Source organism: Mesorhizobium sp. P2_D1 (assembly GCF_056404455.1).
The window spans coordinates 14,500-32,955 of record NZ_JBFUDZ010000021.1 but is presented as its reverse complement, the minus strand read 5'-3'; the positions used below and the strand labels follow the sequence as shown (position 1 = coordinate 32,955).

Annotated in this window: 16 protein-coding genes and 1 tRNA gene; 14 read left to right on the top strand and 3 right to left on the bottom strand. The window is 64.6% G+C overall.

Translation table 11 applies throughout. From position 1 onward, the window contains the following. Window positions 1-21: 21 nt before the first annotated feature. Genes kduI through AC1D0I_RS16895 form a run of 3 tightly spaced genes read left to right on the top strand, consistent with a single transcriptional unit; the run spans window position 22 to window position 1,983 of the window. Window positions 22-873 carry a 5-dehydro-4-deoxy-D-glucuronate isomerase gene (gene kduI / locus AC1D0I_RS16905; protein ID WP_477396495.1) on the top strand — a complete coding sequence of 284 codons (852 nt, stop codon included), beginning with the start codon at window positions 22-24 and terminating at the stop codon, window positions 871-873. Beyond that, window positions 870-1,634, top strand: a complete 765-nt coding sequence (kduD, locus tag AC1D0I_RS16900; RefSeq protein ID WP_477396494.1) for a 2-dehydro-3-deoxy-D-gluconate 5-dehydrogenase KduD — start codon at window positions 870-872, stop codon at window positions 1,632-1,634. Before kduI ends, kduD begins: the two co-directional genes overlap by 4 nt. Before the next feature lie 10 nt (window positions 1,635-1,644). Next, complete coding sequence (locus AC1D0I_RS16895; protein WP_477227643.1) at window positions 1,645-1,983, top strand: cupin domain-containing protein; 339 nt, start codon at window positions 1,645-1,647, stop codon at window positions 1,981-1,983. 313 nt (window positions 1,984-2,296) lie between these two features. Here AC1D0I_RS16895 and AC1D0I_RS16890 read toward each other — a convergent pair whose 3' ends face one another. Next, window positions 2,297-3,718, bottom strand: a complete 1,422-nt coding sequence (locus AC1D0I_RS16890; protein ID WP_477396492.1) for a coniferyl aldehyde dehydrogenase — start codon at window positions 3,716-3,718, stop codon at window positions 2,297-2,299. 287 nt (window positions 3,719-4,005) lie between these two features. On the opposite strand from AC1D0I_RS16890, the gene recQ reads away from it, so the two are divergent. From recQ to AC1D0I_RS16875, 3 genes are all read left to right on the top strand, one after another. Further along, entirely contained in the window at window positions 4,006-5,838 is a 1,833-nt protein-coding gene (gene recQ, locus AC1D0I_RS16885) for a DNA helicase RecQ (RefSeq protein WP_477396490.1), read from the top strand. A gap of 227 nt (window positions 5,839-6,065) precedes the next feature. Further along, window positions 6,066-6,989: a DUF535 family protein gene (locus tag AC1D0I_RS16880; protein WP_477396488.1), complete on the top strand. Its 924-nt coding sequence runs from the start codon at window positions 6,066-6,068 to the stop codon at window positions 6,987-6,989. A 427-nt stretch (window positions 6,990-7,416) separates the two neighbouring features. Beyond that, window positions 7,417-9,162 carry an adenylate/guanylate cyclase domain-containing protein gene (locus AC1D0I_RS16875; protein WP_477396486.1) on the top strand — a complete coding sequence of 582 codons (1,746 nt, stop codon included), beginning with the start codon at window positions 7,417-7,419 and terminating at the stop codon, window positions 9,160-9,162. Window positions 9,163-9,322: 160 nt separating this feature from the next. Here AC1D0I_RS16875 and AC1D0I_RS16870 read toward each other — a convergent pair. Continuing rightward, window positions 9,323-9,412, bottom strand: a tRNA-Ser gene (locus AC1D0I_RS16870). Window positions 9,413-9,816: 404 nt separating this feature from the next. Here AC1D0I_RS16870 and AC1D0I_RS16865 point away from each other — a divergent pair. The 3 genes from AC1D0I_RS16865 to AC1D0I_RS16855 all read left to right on the top strand — a co-directional run bounded on the left by AC1D0I_RS16865 (window position 9,817) and on the right by AC1D0I_RS16855 (window position 11,560). Next, entirely contained in the window at window positions 9,817-10,485 is a 669-nt protein-coding gene (locus tag AC1D0I_RS16865) for a 50S ribosomal protein L21 (protein ID WP_477396484.1), read from the top strand. 98 nt (window positions 10,486-10,583) lie between these two features. Further along, window positions 10,584-10,853: a 50S ribosomal protein L27 gene (gene rpmA / locus AC1D0I_RS16860; protein WP_013529063.1), complete on the top strand. Its 270-nt coding sequence runs from the start codon at window positions 10,584-10,586 to the stop codon at window positions 10,851-10,853. Window positions 10,854-10,972: 119 nt separating this feature from the next. Then, entirely contained in the window at window positions 10,973-11,560 is a 588-nt protein-coding gene (locus AC1D0I_RS16855) for a GNAT family N-acetyltransferase (RefSeq protein WP_477396482.1), read from the top strand. Window positions 11,561-11,733: 173 nt separating this feature from the next. Here AC1D0I_RS16855 and AC1D0I_RS16850 read toward each other — a convergent pair whose 3' ends face one another. Next, window positions 11,734-12,603 (bottom strand): endonuclease/exonuclease/phosphatase family protein, encoded by an 870-nt coding sequence (locus AC1D0I_RS16850; protein WP_477396480.1) that lies wholly within the window; start codon window positions 12,601-12,603, stop codon window positions 11,734-11,736. Window positions 12,604-12,736: 133 nt separating this feature from the next. Here AC1D0I_RS16850 and obgE point away from each other — a divergent pair, with 133 nt between their 5' ends. The 5 genes from obgE to AC1D0I_RS16825 all read left to right on the top strand — a co-directional run bounded on the left by obgE (window position 12,737) and on the right by AC1D0I_RS16825 (window position 18,454). Beyond that, window positions 12,737-13,768 carry a GTPase ObgE gene (obgE, locus tag AC1D0I_RS16845; protein ID WP_111548380.1) on the top strand — a complete coding sequence of 344 codons (1,032 nt, stop codon included), beginning with the start codon at window positions 12,737-12,739 and terminating at the stop codon, window positions 13,766-13,768. A gap of 4 nt (window positions 13,769-13,772) precedes the next feature. Then, window positions 13,773-14,966, top strand: a complete 1,194-nt coding sequence (gene proB, locus AC1D0I_RS16840) for a glutamate 5-kinase (protein WP_477396478.1) — start codon at window positions 13,773-13,775, stop codon at window positions 14,964-14,966. A 3-nt stretch (window positions 14,967-14,969) separates the two neighbouring features. Continuing rightward, window positions 14,970-16,256, top strand: a complete 1,287-nt coding sequence (locus AC1D0I_RS16835; protein WP_477396476.1) for a glutamate-5-semialdehyde dehydrogenase — start codon at window positions 14,970-14,972, stop codon at window positions 16,254-16,256. Between the two features lie 249 nt (window positions 16,257-16,505). Next, entirely contained in the window at window positions 16,506-17,093 is a 588-nt protein-coding gene (locus AC1D0I_RS16830; RefSeq protein ID WP_477227833.1) for a nicotinate-nucleotide adenylyltransferase, read from the top strand. Between the two features lie 68 nt (window positions 17,094-17,161). Then, the gene (locus tag AC1D0I_RS16825; protein WP_477396474.1) at window positions 17,162-18,454 is read left to right on the top strand and encodes an MFS transporter; all 1,293 of its coding nucleotides are present in this window, start codon (window positions 17,162-17,164) and stop codon (window positions 18,452-18,454) included. The last annotated feature ends 2 nt before the right edge of the window (window positions 18,455-18,456 follow it).

The following is an 18,456-nucleotide window of genomic DNA, read 5'->3' as shown; positions in this document are numbered from 1 at the left end:
CCATCTCAAATCAGGACTGCAATGAGCCAGAGCCATACCGACTACACATCGCGCTTCGCCATCGATCCCGTTGCCGCCGCGGCGATGGGAACCGACGAACTGCGGCACAATTTTCACATCGACGATCTGTTCCAGCCCGGCCGTATCACCCTGACCTACACCCACTACGATCGCATGATCGTCGGCGGCGCCGTGCCGACTGAGGCACCGCTTCAGCTGGAGGCGATCAAGCCGACCGGGACCAAGGATTTTCTCGACCGCCGCGAGCTGATCGCCGTCAACATCGGTGGCGTCGGTGTCGTCACGGCCGGCGGCCAACCTCATGAATTGCAAGCGCGCGACATGGTCTATCTCGGCATGGGCAGCAAGGACGTCTCATTCGTCTCGGCGGACAAAGCCGCGCCGGCCAAATTCTACCTGCTCAGCGCGCCGGCGCATCAGGCCTGGCCGAGCCGGCTTATCCGCATCGGTGACGCCAAGCGTCTCGACCTCGGCAGCAAGGATAGCTGCAACGAGCGCTCGATCTTCCAGTTCATCCATGCCGAGGGTGCAAAAACCTGCCAGCTGGTGGTTGGCATGACCCAGCTGGCGCCGGGCTCGGTGTGGAACACCATGCCCTGCCATGTGCATGACCGGCGCATGGAAGCCTATCTCTATCTTGACCTGGCCGAGACGGCGCGTGTTTTCCACTTCATGGGCGAGCCGGACGAGACGCGTCATATCGTCATGGGCAACGAGGAGGCGGTGCTGTCGCCGGGCTGGTCGATCCACTCTGGCGCCGGAACTTCGAACTACGCCTTCATCTGGGCGATGGCCGGCGACAATGTCGACTATACCGATGTCGACCCGGTGGCATTGGACGACTTGCGGTGAGCGACCTTTCCGCCTTCAGCCTGGCCGGCAAACGCATCCTCGTCACCGGCGCCAACACCGGCATCGGTCAAGGCATAGCCGTCTCGATCGCGCGTGCCGGCGGCGCGGTGATCGGCGTCGGGCGCTCGTCGATGGACGACACGGCAAGCAAGGTTGCCTCAGTCGGTGGGCAATTCGAGGCGGTAAGCGCCGACCTTGCCGACACGGCAGCCGCCGGCCCGATGCTGGACCGGATCTGGGACGAAAGCGGCCCGCTCGACGGGCTGGTCAACAATGCCGGTATCATCCGGCGCGCCGATGCCGTCGATTTGAGCGAAACCGACTGGGACGACGTCATGGACGTCAATTTGAAGACGGCCTTCCTGCTCTGCCAATCCTTCGCCAGACGCGCGCTTGCTGGCGGACGGCAAGGCAAGATCGTCAACATCGCTTCGGTGCTGAGTTTCCAGGGCGGCATCCGCGTCGCGTCCTACACCGCCTCGAAACATGGCGTGCTCGGCATCACCCGACTGCTCGCCTGCGAATGGGCGGCAAAAGGCATCAACGTCAACGCCATTGCGCCCGGCTATATCGAGACAAACAATACGCAGGCGCTGCGTGCCGATCCCGACCGCAGTGCCGCTATCCTGGCGCGTATCCCTGCCGGGCGCTGGGGCGTAGCGGAAGACATTGGCGACGCCGCCGTCTTCCTGTTGGCGCCGGCGTCGAACTACATGCATGGCGCGGTGGTGCCGGTGGATGGCGGCTGGCTGGCGCGATAGGGAGATGACGATGGCTGAGCCGAAGATTTTCGCGCATGCCGGCGAGGGCGGCTGGACGGCGACGCCGGACGGCAACAGGCGGCGCGTCCTGCTGCACACCGATGAACTGATGATGGTCGAATTCGGCTTCGACAAGGGTGGAGTCGGTGCCCTGCATTCGCATCCGCATGTCCAGGCGAGCTATGTCGCGGAGGGCCGCTTCGAGGTGACCATCGACGGGCGGACCGAAATCATCGCGGCCGGCGGCAGCTTCATCGTGCCGTCCAATCTGGTGCACGGCGTCAAGGCGCTGGAGGCGGGGCGGCTGGTCGACAGTTTCACGCCGCATCGAGCCGATTTTCTCGCCTAGTCCAGGACTTGCTTGGCCAAGGCTGGGAGATCGAGCGCGGGGAATGACCCGCGCCCCAAAGAGGCGCGGGTTGTTGCCTGGGCGCTTTTGGCGCCGCGGTACTCAAGACATGACCGCAGGATGTGGAGCCTGCCGTATCATCGTGAACATAGGTTTAACGCGCCTACAACCGATGGCTGTTCCAGAGCGGTTTCATCGTTTCACGGAAACGGAGAACCGCTCTATCTCTTTGTTTTGACGCAATTCCCTGAGGGAAAGCGCTACGCGCTTTTCCCGGGAAACCGTTTGACACTTTTTTTGGAATTGCTCGAGGTCAGGTGATGTGTCGGAGCAGGCTGAAAATTCGCTCGAACGTCTTGCCGTAGGGCGGGCGCAGCAAGCCTCCCGCGCTCAGCCGCGACTGCAGGAAAACCGGCTTCTGCTTGCTGAAGGTGCGGAAACCCCATTCGCCGTGATAGGCGCCCATGCCGCTGGCGCCGACGCCGCCGAAGGGCTGGTTCTCCTGCACCAGATGCAGCATGCAGTCGTTGATGGTGACGCCGCCGGCGACCGTCTCGTGCAGGATGCGTTGACGGTTGCCGCTGTCGCGCCCGAACCAGTAAAGCGCCAGCGGCCGGTCCGCGCGGTTCACATGGTCGATCGCCTCGTCTATCCCCGCATACTCGACGATCGGCAGCACCGGCCCGAAAATCTCCTCGCGCATCAGCCGCAGGTTCGGGCCGGCATTGCGGACCAGGGTTGGCAGCAACTTCCGGCTGGCGGTGCCGAGTTCCTCGCCGGCCGGGTTGATTTCGACGACATCTGCGCCGGTATCACGGGCTTCGGCAATCATGTCGCGCAGGCGCTGGTGGTGCCGGTCACTGATGATGGCGGTATAGTCGGGATTGTCGCGCAAGGTCGGGTAGAGCCGCGCTATTGCCGTCGCGAGCTTCGCGGCGACGGTGCCTGCCTGCCCTTTCGGCACTAGCAGATAGTCCGGTGCGATACAGGTCTGCCCGGCATTCAACAGCTTGCCATAGGCGACGCTGGCTGCCGCCGCATCGAGGTCGCAGGACGGATCGAAGATCGCCGGCGACTTGCCGCCGAGTTCGAGCGTAACCGGGGTCAGGTTGGCGGCGGCGGCGATCGCAACCTGGCGGCCGACCGCGGTCGAACCGGTGAACAGCAGATGATCGAAAGGCATCGACACGAAGGCCTTGCCCATCTCCGCATCGCCGGTGATGACGCTGAGCTCGTCGGGCGCGAAATGCGCGCCGGCCAGTTGCGCCAGCAACGCCGAAAAAGCCGGCGTCAGTTCGGACGGCTTGACGAGCACGCGATTGCCGGCGGTGAGTGCCGCGGTTACCGGTGCGACGGCAAGCTGGAAGGGGTAGTTCCAGGGCGAGACGATGCCGACGACACCGAGCGGCTGCGCGATGAGGCGGTTTCTGCCCGGCAGGAACGGCATGGTGGTGGCAACGCGACGCTCGCGCATCCAGCTCTTCAGATGAGACAGCGCGTGGCGGATGCCGGCGCGCACGACAAACAGTTCCGCAAGGCGCGTCTCGTGCGCGGAGCGGCCACCAAAGTCGGCGTCGATCGCGGCGCAGATATCGGCCTCATGTCGCTCAGTCAGCGCCAGCAGTCGCTTCAGGCGGTCCTTGCGGACGCCAATGTCCGGGAAAGGCTGCGTCTCGAAGGCGGTACGCTGCAGCTGAAACCGCTCGCCGAGAGCATCTTGTCTGGTCTGCAGCATAGAGCGCCCTCCCTGGCCTTGGTCGGGACAAGCTTACATCGCAGCGGGTGAGGGAATCCAGCGGAGTGCAGGTGTCGCCAGGGAAGGGACAGCCTCTGTCACCAACATGGGTCCCATCGCCGCCGTTGTGCAGCCCGGCGATGTCAACGAACCGAGGTTCCCGCAAAGGGCCGTTGTGGTTGGATGATGGCTGCGCTACTCCAAGGCGTCACGCGGAGAGTCGTTTTGATCGGTTTCCACATCCTCTCCAATCCACCAAAAATCGTTTCCGGCCCGGTGTCCGACTGATGCAGGCACAGGCAGCGAGCGTTCGGGCCGAGGACCCCAAGCGGCGCGTCCTGAAGGACGTGTTCGGCTTCGACGATTTTCGTCCCGGCCAGGCCGATGTCATGGACGCGCTGCTGGCCGGGCGTCATGTGCTGGCCGTCATGCCGACGGGTGCGGGCAAGTCGCTTTGCTACCAGGTGCCGGCGCTGGTTCTGGGCGGGCTGACCATCGTCGTTTCGCCGCTGGTGGCGCTGATGCAGGATCAGGTCGCCGCCTTGCGGCTCGCCGGCGTCGCCGCCGATACGATCAATTCCTCGATCGACCGCGAGGCCAATGTCGCCGCCTGGCGGCGTGTCGCGGCGGGCCAGACGCGGCTGCTCTATCTCGCGCCGGARCGGCTGATGACCGAGCGGATGCTCGATGCGCTGGCCAGGCTCGACGTCAGCTTGATCGCCGTCGACGAGGCGCATTGCATCTCGCAATGGGGGCCGGCGTTCCGGCGCGAATATGAAGATCTGTCGCGGCTGCGCGGCATCTTCCCCAACGTGCCGATCATCGCTCTGACGGCGACGGCGGACGAGGGCACGCGCACCGACATCGAGGCGCGGCTGTTCGCCGAGCGGGTCGAGACCCTGGTGCTGGGCTTCGACCGGCCGAACATCAAGCTTGGCATCGCGGCCAAGCAGGACAGCAAGCGCCAGTTGCTGGGCTTCGTCGAGCGCCATCCCGGCCGCAGCGGCATCGTCTATTGCCTGTCGCGCAAGAAGACGGAAGAGATGGCAGCCTTCCTCGAGAAGAACGGCGTCACCGCGCTCGCCTACCATGCCGGCATGAGCAAGGACGCGCGCGACGCCAACCAGAACAGCTTCATGACCCTGTCCGGTGTCGTCATGGTGGCGACCATCGCCTTCGGCATGGGCATCGACAAGCCTGATGTCGCCTATGTCTTCCACACCGATCTGCCGGGCAGCCTGGAGGCCTATTATCAGGAAATCGGCCGCGCCGGCCGCGACGGGCGACCAGCCGAGGCGCATATGCTGTTTGGCCTTGGCGATATCCGCATGCGGCGGATGTTCATCGACGACGAGGATGCGCCGCCCGAGCACAAGAGGCGCTCGCATGGCCGGCTCGACACGCTGATCGGCTATTGCGAAACGGCGCACTGCCGCCGCCAGGTGCTGCTCGGCTATTTCGGCGAGGAAGCGCCGCCTTGCGGCAATTGCGACACCTGCCTCGACCAGGCGCCGCGCGCCGATGGCGGAGCGGAGGCGCGGATCATCTTGGCGGCTGTCGCGCAGAGCGGAGAACGCTTCGGTGCCGGCCATGTCATCGATATCCTGCTCGGCCATGAAACCGAGAAGGTGCTGGCCAGGAGCCACCAGAGGCTCTCAAGCTTCGGCAGCGGACTGGCGCACAAGAAGGATTTCTGGCTGTCGCTGATCCGGCAGCTCGTCGCGGGTGGTTTCCTGATACCGGATCCGGGCGGCCATGGCGGCCTCGCCATCGTCGAAAAAGGCCATGCGCTTGGCCGTGGCGAAATGCCGTTCCACTACCGCGTCGAAGTGCGCAGCCCCGCCTTGCGCGGCAGGATGCGGTCCGCCCAGGCGGCGGACATGGAAGGCGTGGATGCTTCGCTGCTGGCCGCGCTGAAGACGCTGCGGCTGCGCCTCGCCAAGGAGCGGCAGGTGCCGGCCTATGTGGTGTTTTCCGATCGCACGCTGATCGACATGGCCGAGCGCCGCCCGACCGATCTCGACGCCTTCGCCGAAGTGAATGGCGTCGGGGCGGCGAAGCTCAAGGAGTTCGGCCAGGTTTTTCTTGCCGCAATCGCGGGCCACCAGTCGGGTGGCTGAGGGCTGAGGGTGACACGCGTCGGCGGCAGCGCATCTCATTGTCGCACTCTTCGTGCATCCGACAGGAACAAGCGCACTGCCATTTTTCCGCCGGCTCAACGGATCCGTAAGCCTGCCATTTTCGTGGCCACCTTACAAATCCGTAATGTCGCGGGGCAGCGCCGATAAGCTAAAGATTCCAACAATGAGGCACGGAGAATGCGAAGGGTGAGCATTTGAATGGGGCAATGTCGCCATCGCCGCCGCGGGTTCATCGCAAACGGCAGACCTCCGGCTTTCGACGCGGACTGAACCGATGCGTCCACACGATCAAGTGGGCGGCGCTTCGTTGGATATTCCGCCGCGACATCGCCGCCATCCAGTCCAAACTCGGTGCCGAACCCTTCGCGGCGATCCTCGAGAAGTATCCAGACATTCCCCTGAAGCCCGTCCGATACTACCTGACGACCTCGCTGAGGCGCGGACATCGCCGGGTCGCCGTCGTCGGTCATTACGTCGCGGCGGCGCAACTCTTCACCGACGCAGCCCTGATCAGGAGCCACACTGGCGGCCAACAGTTGCTGGATCTCTCGACCACGGCGGGCAACGTCACGGTTGAACTGACCGGCCAGGACAAGTTGTACAGGGAGGCTGAATGTCGCCTGCTCCTGCGCCTGGCCGGGCGACCAATCACCGAGATGGGCCTTGCGATTGTGGATAGACCGCTCCTGCGGCTCAGCGGGCAGGGACACGTGCTTTGGATAGGTGCGCTCAAGTCCGCATCGGTTGGAGTGCAAGGTCTTGATGATGCGCGCACGCTGACGAAGGCCATGGAAGGACTGCGACCCAAAACACTGTTGCTGCTGGTGGCCCAGGCGCTCGCACGCTCCCTCGACATTTCCGGTCTTGTTGCCGCGTCGAACGCGGGTCATGTCTTTGCAAACGACTTTGCCCTGCGCCACCGCATTTCCGCAGACTACGACAGCTTCTGGGCCGAATCCGGGGGCCGCCGGGTCCACCTGACGATGTTCGATCTGCCCCTTACGAAAACGCAGCGTGATCCGGCTGAATACAAACCGAACAAGCGGGCACAGCTACGCAGGCGCCAGCATCTCGAGCTGGAGATCGCCCGCCGCGTGGGCGAGGCGATCAAGCCATTGCGCCGCACCTGACAACTTTGCAGACCTTGCGAATTCGTACGCCGGCACCTGTCGGAAGCCGTGCCCTGGTCATCAGGCCATTCTAAGCGCGAACGTCTGTTGTGATGCCTGCCCGATACAAAAGCACCGTCACGGTGGCGTCAACCGGTTACACAGGGCAGGAAATATCTCCGACCTTCTGGGAGGAGCGGCGTTTCAGCGTACCCAGAGGCTGCGTGGGCGTGTCGTCGGTTGGCTGTAGCGCGGCGACTGGAACGCTCCACGCCTCGCAAGCGGAATAGCGAAATCTTGTGAAGGCAAGGTCAAGCTGCGTTCTCCGTTCTGTATCGGCGACGGTCGGAGACTGGGAGAGATGGATACCATGCACGGGAGGCGTCTGGAAGTTGGCAGGGCATGGATGCGGGGCGGCCCGCGTGCAGGCGCCTGGCTGAGCAGTGAAATGACCACGCAGCGCCACCTCGCGGCGATCCTGGCTTGCGACGTGGTCGGCTATTCGCGCCTGACGGAGCGTGACGAGCGCGGCACGCTCGAGCGGCTGAAGATCTACCGCAAGGACCTCCTCGAACCGCTGGTCTCCGAGCACCAGGGTCGGATCGTCAAGCTCACCGGCGACGGCATGCTGTGCGAGTTCGCGAGCGTCGTTAACGCGGTCACCTCGGCGATGGCGATCCAGCAGGCCCTGGCAGAACACGAGGCGGAGACGCCCGAGGAAGAGCGGATACGCTTGCGCATCGGCATCAATCTCGGCGACGTGGTCTGCGAGGAGGACGGCGACCTCTACGGGGACGGTGTCAACATCGCCGCCCGCCTCGAAAGCGTCGCCGATCCCGGCACCGTGGTCGTCTCGGGCACCGCCTACGACCACCTTGAGGGCAAGCTCGACTGCGGCTTCACGCCGCTCGGCGAGCTGCGCCTCAAGAACATCGAGCGGCCTGTGCGCGCCTACCGCGTCGAGACAGACGCCAGCGCCTCGGTGGCTGCACCGCCTGCCCTGCCTGACAAACCCTCGATCGCGGTTCTGCCTTTCACCAACATGAGCGGCGACCCCGACCAGGAGTACTTCGCCGACGGGCTGGTGGAGGACATCATCACGGGATTGAGCCGGGTGAACTCCTTCTTCGTGATCGCCCGCAACTCGTCCTTCACCTACAAGGGCCGGGCGGTGGACCTGCGCCAGGTCGGGCGCGAACTGGGCGTCCGCTACGTGCTAGAAGGCAGCATCCGCAGAGCAGGATCGCGGGTGCGCATCAGTGGGCAGTTGGTGGACGCGATCAGCGGACACCATGTCTGGGCCGACCGCTTCGAGGGCGACTTGAGCGACATCTTCGACCTTCAGGACAAGGTGACCGAGAGCGTCGTCGGCGCTGTCGAGCCGAGCATCCGGCTGCAGGAGATCAAGCAGGCGCGCATGAAGCCGACCGACTACATCAGCGCCTACGACCTCTACCTACGCGCGCTGCCGCGCTTCTACAGCATGACGCGCGAAGGCTTTGCCGACGTGCGGCGGCTCATCAACGAGGCGCTCAGCATCGACCCTGGCTTCAACTTGGCAAAGGGACTCGGCGCCTATATCCGCAGCCTGTCCGTGAGCCAGTGCTGGCACGAGCCCGACGATGTCCGAGTCGCCGTGCGCATGGCGCGCGAGGTCCTGGCGGAAGCGCGCGACGACCCCACGAGCCTGCGCTTCGCCGCGCAGGTGATCGCCTACAGCGCGAAGGACTACGAGATGGCGCTGGGCGCGATCGAACGATCCCTGCTGCTCAACCCCAATTCGGCGCAGGGCCATACCGGCAGCGGCTGGGTGAACGCACATGCCAGCCGCCCGCTCGTCGCGATCGAGCACTTTCACAGGGCAATGCGGCTGAGCCCGGTCGATCCCGAGAAGGGCATCGCGCTCTCCGGCATCGGAATGAGCTACCTGATGCTCGAGCGCTACGAGGAAGCGCTGGCATGGGGAGAACGCGCGCTGCACGAGATGCCGAACTACGGCTCCTCGCACCGGGTGGTGATCATGGCGCTGGTCAAACTCAACCGGCTGGACGAGGCGCAGGCAGCGGCGCGGCGGCTGATGGAGGCGTTTCCGACCTTCACGCTTACCCTGCAGAGACAGATCAACCCGTGGCTGGACAAGGTGTTCGCCGAGCGTTACGTCGAGGCGCTGGGCATCTCCGGCGTGCCGGAGTGATCGTCGCGCCCGCTTGTCCGAGGGATGAGCGCGTAGAGCAGCCCTGAACAGCAGGCGAGCTCTCTGTTGGGTTCGCGTCGAACTTCCGTGGGGCACCGCCATTTGAATGCAGCCTAGGAAGTGAAGGCTTTTCAGATGGTTAGAGGGCCTATTGCGAGACTGGCGGAGAGGGAGGGATTCGAACCCCCGATGGGCTTGCACCCATGCCGCATTTCGAGTGCGGTGCATTCGACCACTCTGCCACCTCTCCGCGGTCATGGTCGGCCGTTGCCGGCGCGGCGCACTAGATAACGGCTGAACGGGCAGGTTACAAGGCCAATCCGCGAGTTATTTGGCTTCCGGGACAAGCGGTGGATTTGCATTGGTGCCTGCGGTCAAGCCCACGCGGATTTCCGGCCGCCCGACGCAGCCTCGCGTGCCGACGACGGCAACGCCGTGCGGTCGTGTCGACATGGCCAGATGCTTGCCGAGCTAATAACCGTCCCGGCAACGGCTTCGCCTTGACTTGCACCCAACCTTCGGTTAGGGACAGCGCGCAATCGGCGTGGAGGGTTCTTCCGCGCCGCTTGTTTTTTGAACCCGCAGACTGACAAAAAGACGGCCGAACCGCCAGAGGCGGTTCATCAAGGCCGACCGAACAGCGAAAGGCAAAAAATGTTCGCAGTCATTAAAACGGGTGGCAAGCAGTATCGCGTTGCCGCCAACGATCTCCTGAAGATCGAAAAAGTCGAGGCCAATGTCGGCGATATGGTCGAGATCGGCCACGTGCTCGCGCATGGCGAGGGCGAGAATGTCACGTTCGGCGCGCCGTTCGTCGATGGTGCGGTGGTCACCGCCGAAGTCGTCGAGCAGGGCAAGAACCGCACCGTCATCGCTTTCAAGAAGCGTCGCCGGCAGAATTCGCGCCGCAAGATCGGCCATCGCCAGCTTTTGACCACCGTGCGGATCTCGGAGATCCTGCTGGGTGGCGCCAAGCCGACGAAGACGGCAGCCGTCAAGGCGCCGAAGAAGGAAGCCAAGGCAGAAGCCGCCACCGAAGCGAAGGCGGAAGCCGCGCCGAAGAAGGAGCCCAAGGCCAAGGCAGCCGAGACCGCGGCAGCGCCGCTGTTCAAGGCGCCGAAGGGCGAGCCGGATGACCTGACCGTGATCAAGGGCATCGGCCCGGTCGCAGCCAAGGACCTCGCCGAGCAGGGCATCATCACCTTCGCCCAGCTCGCCAAGCTGACCGACAAGGATGTCGCCAAGATCGACGAGCACATGCCCTTCAGCGCCGACCAGATCAAGGATTGGCGCGAGCAGGCCAAGGAATTGGCGGCGAAGTAATCTTCTGGCGATAAGGTCGCCGGAATCGGACTTGAAACGGAACGCGAACGCGTTCATAAGGCCTTTTAGGCGCCTTGCGGCGCAACGGAGTTAGTTAGATGGCACACAAGAAAGCTGGCGGCTCGTCGCGCAACGGTCGCGACTCGCATTCCAAGCGTCTGGGCGTGAAGAAGTTCGGCGGCGAAGCCGTCATCCCGGGCAACATCATCATTCGTCAACGCGGCACGACCTGGCATCCCGGCGTCAATGTCGGCATGGGCACGGACCATACCCTTTTCGCGCTCGAAACCGGCGCCGTGACGTTCAACAAAAAAGCCAACGGCCGAACCTACGTATCGGTCAACCCGATTGCCAAAGCCGCGGAGTAGCCGGTTCCGCACTAGAACACCGGCGCCCATCTCGGGAACCGGTGTCTGGCAAAGCCAGGAAAAGGATCAGGGGAGATGGGTTTCCATCTCCCCTTTTTCTTGGCCTGGAGGACTTTCACATGGTTGCCGAAGCGGAAGACACCGAATACGAAAGTTACGCGATAGACTGCCCGGTCCTGGTCACCGAGCGGCTGGTGATGCGGGCGCCCCGCGAAGGCGACATCCCGCAACTGGTCGAACTTGCCGACAACCGTCATGTCGCCGAAATGCTGGCCCGCATGCCGCACCCCTATGGAGAGCCCGAGGGACGCGCCTTCCTTGCCATGACGAAGTCGCGCCGCGCCGGCATCGCCTATGCCTTGACGCTGGCCGGCACCGACACCTTTGTCGGCTGCGCCGGGCTCAACACCACCGATCGCGGGCTGGAACTCGGCTACTGGATCGGCGAGCCTCACTGGAAGAAGGGCTATGCGACCGAAGCGGCGCACGCGCTGGTCGACCTCGCCTTCCAGAAGACGTCGATCCAGGTGCTGCATGCCTCGACGCGGGTCATCAATCCGGCGTCGCGCCGGGTCATTCACAAGTGCGGCTTCCAGTATGCCGGCCAGGGCATGTTGAACTCGATCGTCGCCGGCCAGGTGCCGGTCGAGCGCTACCGGCTCGACAGGAAGACCTGGACGAGCCTCAGGAACTGGGTGCATTTTTGAGATGCGTCGATATTCAGGCGAGGCCGGCCTGCGAATGGCGGTTTCCTGCGCTTCCGGTGCTCACGTACTTTAAGTACGCTCCGCTCCGGTTCTCGGAAGCCACCATTCTCGGCTCGGCCTGACCTGAATCTCGACGCATCTCGCGTCGCATAGAAATCATAGGCTTGAAAAAGTCAGCCCAGTTCGACCCATACCGGCAGGTGGTCCGAACCGACGGCCTGGCGGTCGACCCACAGACGCTTCAGCGATTTGGCAAGCGAAGCGCTGGTGAAGACATAGTCGATGCGCTTATGGCGGCTGGCGTTCGCGGGCTGTTTGGGGTCGACCCAACTGACCAGCTCGTCGCCGGTGACATTGAGGCGCATTGCGGCATCGACGGCAAAGTCGGCGGTCAGCGGCATGCCGAATTCATGGTCCGGCCTGCCGGCGAGTTCGACATATTCGGGTGAGCCCGCCAGCATGTTGAAATCGCCCATGCCGACAAAGGCTTCGGGATGTGGCAATTCCGGCAGGCCGATCTCGGCGACGCCGGACAAGGCGCCGCCTTCGAGCGCATAGTTCAGCAGGCGTCGGCGCAGGAACTGGATCTGGCGGGCGCGTTCGACCGGGCTGCGGTGATCGAGATGGATGGAATAAAAGCGGATGAAACCCAACGGCGTCTCGATCAGCGCTTCCAGCGCGCCGCGCTGGAAATTCATCATCTCGAAGCTGCGGCTGCGCGGCAAAAGCAGGTTGCGCGACAGATGAATGGGCGTTTTCGACAGCACCATATTGCCGAGTTGGAAGGTCGTGGTGATGGCGCGGCCGTTGTCGATGCGCGAGCCGATGTTGGCCTCGAAATTGCTGCCATAGACGGCGAAATAGTCGGGCAGCGCCTCGCCGATCTCGGCGACCATGTCGCGGCCGCCATTCCGGGGATTGTTGCGGGTGACCTCCTGCAGGGCGATCACGTCGGCGCCGCGCACGGCGTCAGTGATGCGACCGACATCGTACTGCCCATCGAGGCCGATGCCGTACTGGATGTTGTAGGTTACAAGCTTCATTCCGACATATCTCCAGCCGGTCCCAAGCGGCCATTGTCACAAAACGGCCTCGCCCTTCGCCGCGCCTTGGTTTAGAGCAAGGCGCTAGATTTAGAGCAATGCCGCAAAGCCACTAGCAGAAACTGCACAGCCCATGAAATTTCTCGATCAAGCCAAAGTCTACATACGCTCCGGTGACGGCGGCGCCGGTTCGGTGTCGTTCCGGCGCGAAAAGTTCATCGAGTTCGGCGGACCGGACGGCGGCGATGGCGGCCGTGGCGGCGATGTCTGGCTGGAGGCGGTCAACGGGCTGAACACGCTGATCGACTATCGCTACCAGCAGCATTTCAAGGCCAAGACCGGCGTCCATGGCATGGGCCGCAACATGACCGGCGCCAAGGGTGCCGACGTCACGCTGAAAGTGCCGGCGGGAACGCAGGTTTTCGAGGAAGACAACGAGACGCTGATCTGCGACCTGACGGTGGTCGGCCAGCGCTTTCTGCTGGCCAAGGGTGGCAATGGCGGCTTCGGCAACCAGCATTTCAAGACCTCGACCAACCAGGCGCCGCGTCGCGCCAATCCCGGCCTGCCGGGCGAAGAGCTCAACATCTGGCTGCGGCTGAAGCTGATCGCCGATGCCGGGCTGGTCGGGCTGCCCAATGCCGGCAAGTCGACATTTCTCGCTGCGGTGACTGCGGCCAAGCCAAAGATCGCCGACTATCCCTTTACGACGTTGCATCCCGGTCTCGGCGTCGCCCGCATCGACGCGCGCGAATTCGTCATCGCCGACATTCCCGGCCTGATCGAAGGCGCGCATGAGGGCGTCGGCATCGGCGACCGCTTCCTTGGCCATGTCGAGCGCACGCGCGTGCTGCTGCACCTGGTCTCGGCTCAGGAGGAAAACCCGGGTAAGGCCTACAAGACCGTGCGTGCCGAACTCGATGCCTATGGCAACGGCCTGACCGACAAGGTCGAGATCGTCGCGCTTTCCCAGGTCGACACGCTCGACGCCGATGCGCGCAAGAAGAAGGTCGCCTCGCTGAAGCGTGCCGCCGGCCGGGCGCCGATGCTGTTGTCGGCCGTCACCGGCGAAGGCGTCGAGGCGGTGCTGCGGGCGCTGATGGCGGTGGTGGCCGAGGCGCGGGCGCAAATCTCGGCCCCGGTCGAGACGCGCTGGGACAAGTAAGACCATGCAGTCGCTGAAGAGATACCGGCGCATCACCGTGAAGATAGGCTCGGCGTTGCTCGTCGACCGCGCGACGGGCCTGAAGCGCGATTGGCTGGCCTCGCTGGCCGACGACATCGCCGTGCTTGCGCAAGGTGGTGCCGAAATCCTCGTCGTCTCCTCCGGTGCCATCGCGCTTGGCCGCACCATCCTTGGACTGGGCAAGCGGGCCTTGAAGCTCGAGGAGAGCCAGGCCGCAGCCGCCGTCGGACAGATCGCGCTCGCCGGCGCCTGGTCGGATGCGCTCGGCAAGGGAAGCCTGAAATCAGGGCAGATCCTGCTGACGCTCGGCGACACCGAGGAGCGCCGCCGCTACCTCAATGCGCGGGCGACGATCTCGACGCTGCTCAAGATGAAGGCGGTGCCGGTCATCAACGAGAACGATACGGTGGCCACCTCCGAAATCCGCTATGGCGACAACGACCGGCTGGCCGCGCGCGTCGCCACCATGATGGGCGCCGACCTTTTGGTGCTGCTTTCCGATATCGACGGGCTCTACACCGCGCCGCCGGCGCGGGACCCCGGTGCAAAGTTCATTCCGGTGGTCGATCGCATCACGCCCGACATCGAGGCGATGGCGGGCGCCGCGGCGTCCGAACTGTCGCGCGGCGGCATGCGGACAAAGCTCGATGCCGGCAAGATTGCCACCGCCGCCGGCACCGCCATGATCATCACGTCGGGCACGCGATTGTCGCCGCTGATGGCGATCRAACGCGGCGAGCGCGCCACCTTCTTCCGGCCGAGCAGCAATCCGGTCAAGGGCTACAAGACCTGGATCGCCGGCCAGCTCGAACCGGCCGGCCGGCTGACGGTCGATGCCGGCGCAATCGGCGCGCTGCTGTCGGGCAAGTCGCTGCTGCCGGCCGGCGTCAAGCTGGTCAGCGGCAATTTCTCGCGCGGCGACACCGTGGCTATCCTGTCGCCCGAGGGCCGCGAGATCGCGCGCGGGCTGGTTGCCTACGATGCCGCCGATGCCGTAAGGATCGCAGGGCTGAAGACGGCCGAGATCGAAACCGTGCTCGGCTACGAGGCGCGTTCGGCGATGATCCACCGCGACGACCTCGTGGTGAGCCATTCTGGTGACCAAGTACGGGCTGGCGACCAAGTACAGGCTGACGACCAGGTACGGGCCGGTGACGAAGTATCGAGCGGAGGATGAGCCATGCTGAAGCTGCATGAAAAATCCGGGGACGACACGGTGGCGCAGATGGCCGATATCGGCCGCCGCGCCCGCGCCGCCGCCCGACCGCTGGCCATCGCCACCACCGCCGCCAAGAACGCTGCACTTGTCGCCATGGCCGAGGCAATCGTCGCCGGCGAGCAGGATATTCTCGACGCCAACGCCATCGATGTCTCGAATGGCGAGGAGTCCGGGCTTTCGGCTTCGTTCATGGACCGGCTGAAGCTCAATCCGGCGCGCATCCGCGCCATGGCTGATGGCATCAGGGAAATCGCCGAACTGCGTGATCCAGTCGGCGACGTCATCGCCGCGTGGGACAGGCCGAACGGCCTCAATATCGAACGTGTGCGCACGCCGCTCGGCGTCGTCGGCGTCATCTATGAGAGCCGGCCGAACGTCACGGCGGATGCCGGCGCGCTTTGCCTCAAGGCCGGCAATCCAGTGATCCTGCGCGGCGGCTCGGATTCGCTCAATTCGTCGGCGGCCATCCATGCCTGCCTGGTCGAGGGGCTGAAGGCAGCCGGCCTGCCGCAAGACGCCATCCAGCTGGTGCCGACCACCGATCGCGCCGCTGTCGGCGAGATGCTCAAAGGGCTCGGCGGCACGCTCGACGTCATCATTCCGCGCGGCGGAAAAAGCCTTGTCGGGCGAGTGCAGACCGAGGCGAGGGTGCCGGTGTTCGCCCATCTCGAAGGTATCTGTCATCTCTACATCGACCGCTCCGCCAAGCTCGACATGGCGGTGCGGATCGCCGTCAACGCCAAGATGCGGCGCACCGGCGTCTGCGGCGCTGCCGAGACGCTGCTGGTCGACCGCGCCGCCGCCGCCACGCATCTGGTGCCGATCCTCGACGCCCTGCGCGCCGCCGGCTGCGAAATACACGCCGATGCCGAGGTGCTGAAGGCATTTTCCGACGCCAAGCCGGCCACTGATCTCGACTGGGTGACCGAGTATCTCGATGCCATCATCGCGGTGAAGCTGGTTGATGGCGTCGCAGGTGCGATCGACCACATCGAGACCTTCTCCTCGCATCACACCGAGGCGATCGTCGCCGAGGACCCGCAGGCGGTGGAAAAATTCTTCAACGAGATCGATTCGGCGATCCTGCTGCACAATGCCTCGACGCAGTTCGCCGATGGCGGCGAGTTCGGCATGGGTGCCGAGATCGGCATCGCCACCGGCAAGATGCATGCGCGCGGGCCGGTCGGCCTCGAGCAACTGACCTCCTTCAAATACCGCGTGCACGGGTCGGGACAGGTGAGGCCTTGAAGCTTTTCGTCGTTAGAGCCTAAAGCTTTGCGCCCAGCCACCCCCCTCTGTCCTGCCGGACATCTCCCCCGCAAGGGGGGAGATTGGCTGTCGCAACTCCCTTCGCTAGTCGCAAGTGCTGGTAGGTGGGCGCCTCCGCTAGAACTGCTAATCTCCCCCCTTGCGGGGGAGATGCCTGGCAGGGCAGAGGGGGGTGCCTGACACATGCCTTCGCAGTCCGAACACCTCGTCCGCCCCCGCTACCTCAAGATGCCGCATGCCGAAAAGGGGCTCGCTGTCGGCCTGTTCGGCGGCTCGTTCAATCCGCCGCACGCCGGCCATGCCCTTGTCGCCGAAATCGCGCTCAGACGCCTGGCGCTCGACCAGTTGTGGTGGATGGTGACGCCTGGCAATCCGCTGAAGAGCACGCGTGAACTGGCGCCGCTCGGCGAGCGGCTGCAGCTCTCGGAGCAGATCGCCAAGAACCCGAAGATCAAGGTCACCGCGTTCGAGGCGGCGCATCACGTTCGCTTCACCGCCGACGCGCTGGCGCTGGTCAAGGCGCGCAATCCCGGCGTCGACTTCGTCTGGATCATGGGCGCCGATAGCTTGCGCGATTTCCATCGCTGGCAGCGCTGGCGCGAGATCGTCATGACCTTCCCGATCGCCGTCATCGACCGTCCGGGCGCGACGCTGTCGTTTCTGTCGTCGGTCGTCGCCAAGACCTTCGACTATGCCCGCGTCGACGAAGGGGATGCGCCAAGGCTCGCCCGCATGAAGGCGCCGGCCTGGACCTTCATCCACGGCCCGCGCTCGTCGCTGTCGTCGAGCGCGATCCGCAAGCTGGCCAGGGGTTGAGCCCGCTCACCCGGCGATGTCGCTTTTATCGCTTCCTTTGCCCGTTTCATGGGCAATCCTGAGCAGGCATGTCGATCCCCAGGAAACACCGCATCGAAGCCGGGCAAGGCGATGAGCCCACGCCGCTGATCGCGATTGCAAGCGTCATCCTATCGATGGCGCTGATCGCCGTCGGCAACGGACTGATGTTTGCCTATATCCCGGTCCGGCTTGGCGCCGAGGGCTTCGATCCGACCTGGGCCGGGCTGATCATCACCGGACTCTCGGCCGGCGGCCTCGCCGGCTGCATCCTGACCGGACCGCTGGTGCGAAGGGTCGGCCATGCCCGCGCCTTCATGGTGCTGTCGGCGCTGATCGCACTGGCCAATGCCGCGGTCGGCGCCGGCCCGCATCCGTTGCTCTGGATCGCTGCCCGCGCGCTCTACGGCTTTGCCATATGCGGCCTGTTTATCGTCGCGCAGAGCTGGCTGAACGATGCCGTTGCCAATGCCATCCGTGGCAGGGTGATGGCGTTCTTCTACGTTGCCTATGTCGCCGGGCTCGGCGTCGGCTATGCGACGCTGGCTTTTGTCGACATCAGAACCGCGGACGCGCCGCTGATCGGCATCGGCTTCACGGCACTGTCGATCCTGCCCGTGGGGTTGACCAGGCTTGCCCAGCCGCCGCCACCGCAAGCGGCCTCGGTGGCGCTCGGCCGGGCCTGGCGGATTTCGCCTGTCGGCGTCGCCGGCATGCTTGCCGTCGGCGGCCTGTCGATGTCGATCGCCGGCTTCGCGCCGATCCATGCCACCGCCAAGGGCTACAGCCAGGCCGACGTCGCCCTGCTGCTTTCGGCAATGCCGGTCGGCACCCTGATCCTGCAGATCCCGCTCGGCTGGATTTCCGACCGAACCGACCGCCGCTATGTGCTGATCGCCGCGGCCGCGCTCGCCATGGTCGCCGGCCTGCTCGCGCTCGGGTTCGATGGCGGCGCGCTGGCGGCTCTGGTGGTGATCTACATCGTCTGGGATGGTGCCTCGGAATCGATCTATTCGCTGGCCAGTGCGCATGCCGCCGACCGCGCCGGCAAGGACGACCTGGTGGCGCTGTCCAGCTCGCTGTTGTTTGCCTGGTCGCTTTCGGGCTTCATCGTACCCGGCATCGTGACGGCGCTGTCGGCCGTCTTCGGGACGCAGGCCTTCATCTATGTGGCGATCGTCATCGCCTGCGCCTTCTGCCTGTTCGTGCTTTTGCGCGTTGTGACGACGCGGGCTGTTCCCGCAGCCGAAACCGGCAGTTTCGCGCCGATGACAGCGCAGGCGCCCTTGCCGGTCGAACTCGCCTTCGGACCGGACGAGCAGCCCCGGAACCGGGGCAACTGATT

What these genes read in the sequence shown, in the direction of transcription:
- kduI (WP_477396495.1), top strand. Translation starts at nt 22, where the DNA reads ATGAGCCAGAGCCATACCGACTACACATCGCGCTTCGCCATCGATCCC.
- AC1D0I_RS16895 (WP_477227643.1), top strand. Translation starts at nt 1,645, where the DNA reads ATGGCTGAGCCGAAGATTTTCGCGCATGCCGGCGAGGGCGGCTGGACG.
- AC1D0I_RS16890 (WP_477396492.1), bottom strand. Translation starts at nt 3,718, where the DNA reads ATGCTGCAGACCAGACAAGATGCTCTCGGCGAGCGGTTTCAGCTGCAG.
- AC1D0I_RS16880 (WP_477396488.1), top strand. Translation starts at nt 6,066, where the DNA reads ATGTCGCCATCGCCGCCGCGGGTTCATCGCAAACGGCAGACCTCCGGC.
- AC1D0I_RS16875 (WP_477396486.1), top strand. Translation starts at nt 7,417, where the DNA reads ATGACCACGCAGCGCCACCTCGCGGCGATCCTGGCTTGCGACGTGGTC.
- AC1D0I_RS16865 (WP_477396484.1), top strand. Translation starts at nt 9,817, where the DNA reads ATGTTCGCAGTCATTAAAACGGGTGGCAAGCAGTATCGCGTTGCCGCC.
- rpmA (WP_013529063.1), top strand. Translation starts at nt 10,584, where the DNA reads ATGGCACACAAGAAAGCTGGCGGCTCGTCGCGCAACGGTCGCGACTCG.
- AC1D0I_RS16855 (WP_477396482.1), top strand. Translation starts at nt 10,973, where the DNA reads ATGGTTGCCGAAGCGGAAGACACCGAATACGAAAGTTACGCGATAGAC.
- AC1D0I_RS16850 (WP_477396480.1), bottom strand. Translation starts at nt 12,603, where the DNA reads ATGAAGCTTGTAACCTACAACATCCAGTACGGCATCGGCCTCGATGGG.
- obgE (WP_111548380.1), top strand. Translation starts at nt 12,737, where the DNA reads ATGAAATTTCTCGATCAAGCCAAAGTCTACATACGCTCCGGTGACGGC.
- AC1D0I_RS16835 (WP_477396476.1), top strand. Translation starts at nt 14,970, where the DNA reads ATGCTGAAGCTGCATGAAAAATCCGGGGACGACACGGTGGCGCAGATG.
- AC1D0I_RS16830 (WP_477227833.1), top strand. Translation starts at nt 16,506, where the DNA reads ATGCCGCATGCCGAAAAGGGGCTCGCTGTCGGCCTGTTCGGCGGCTCG.
- AC1D0I_RS16825 (WP_477396474.1), top strand. Translation starts at nt 17,162, where the DNA reads ATGTCGATCCCCAGGAAACACCGCATCGAAGCCGGGCAAGGCGATGAG.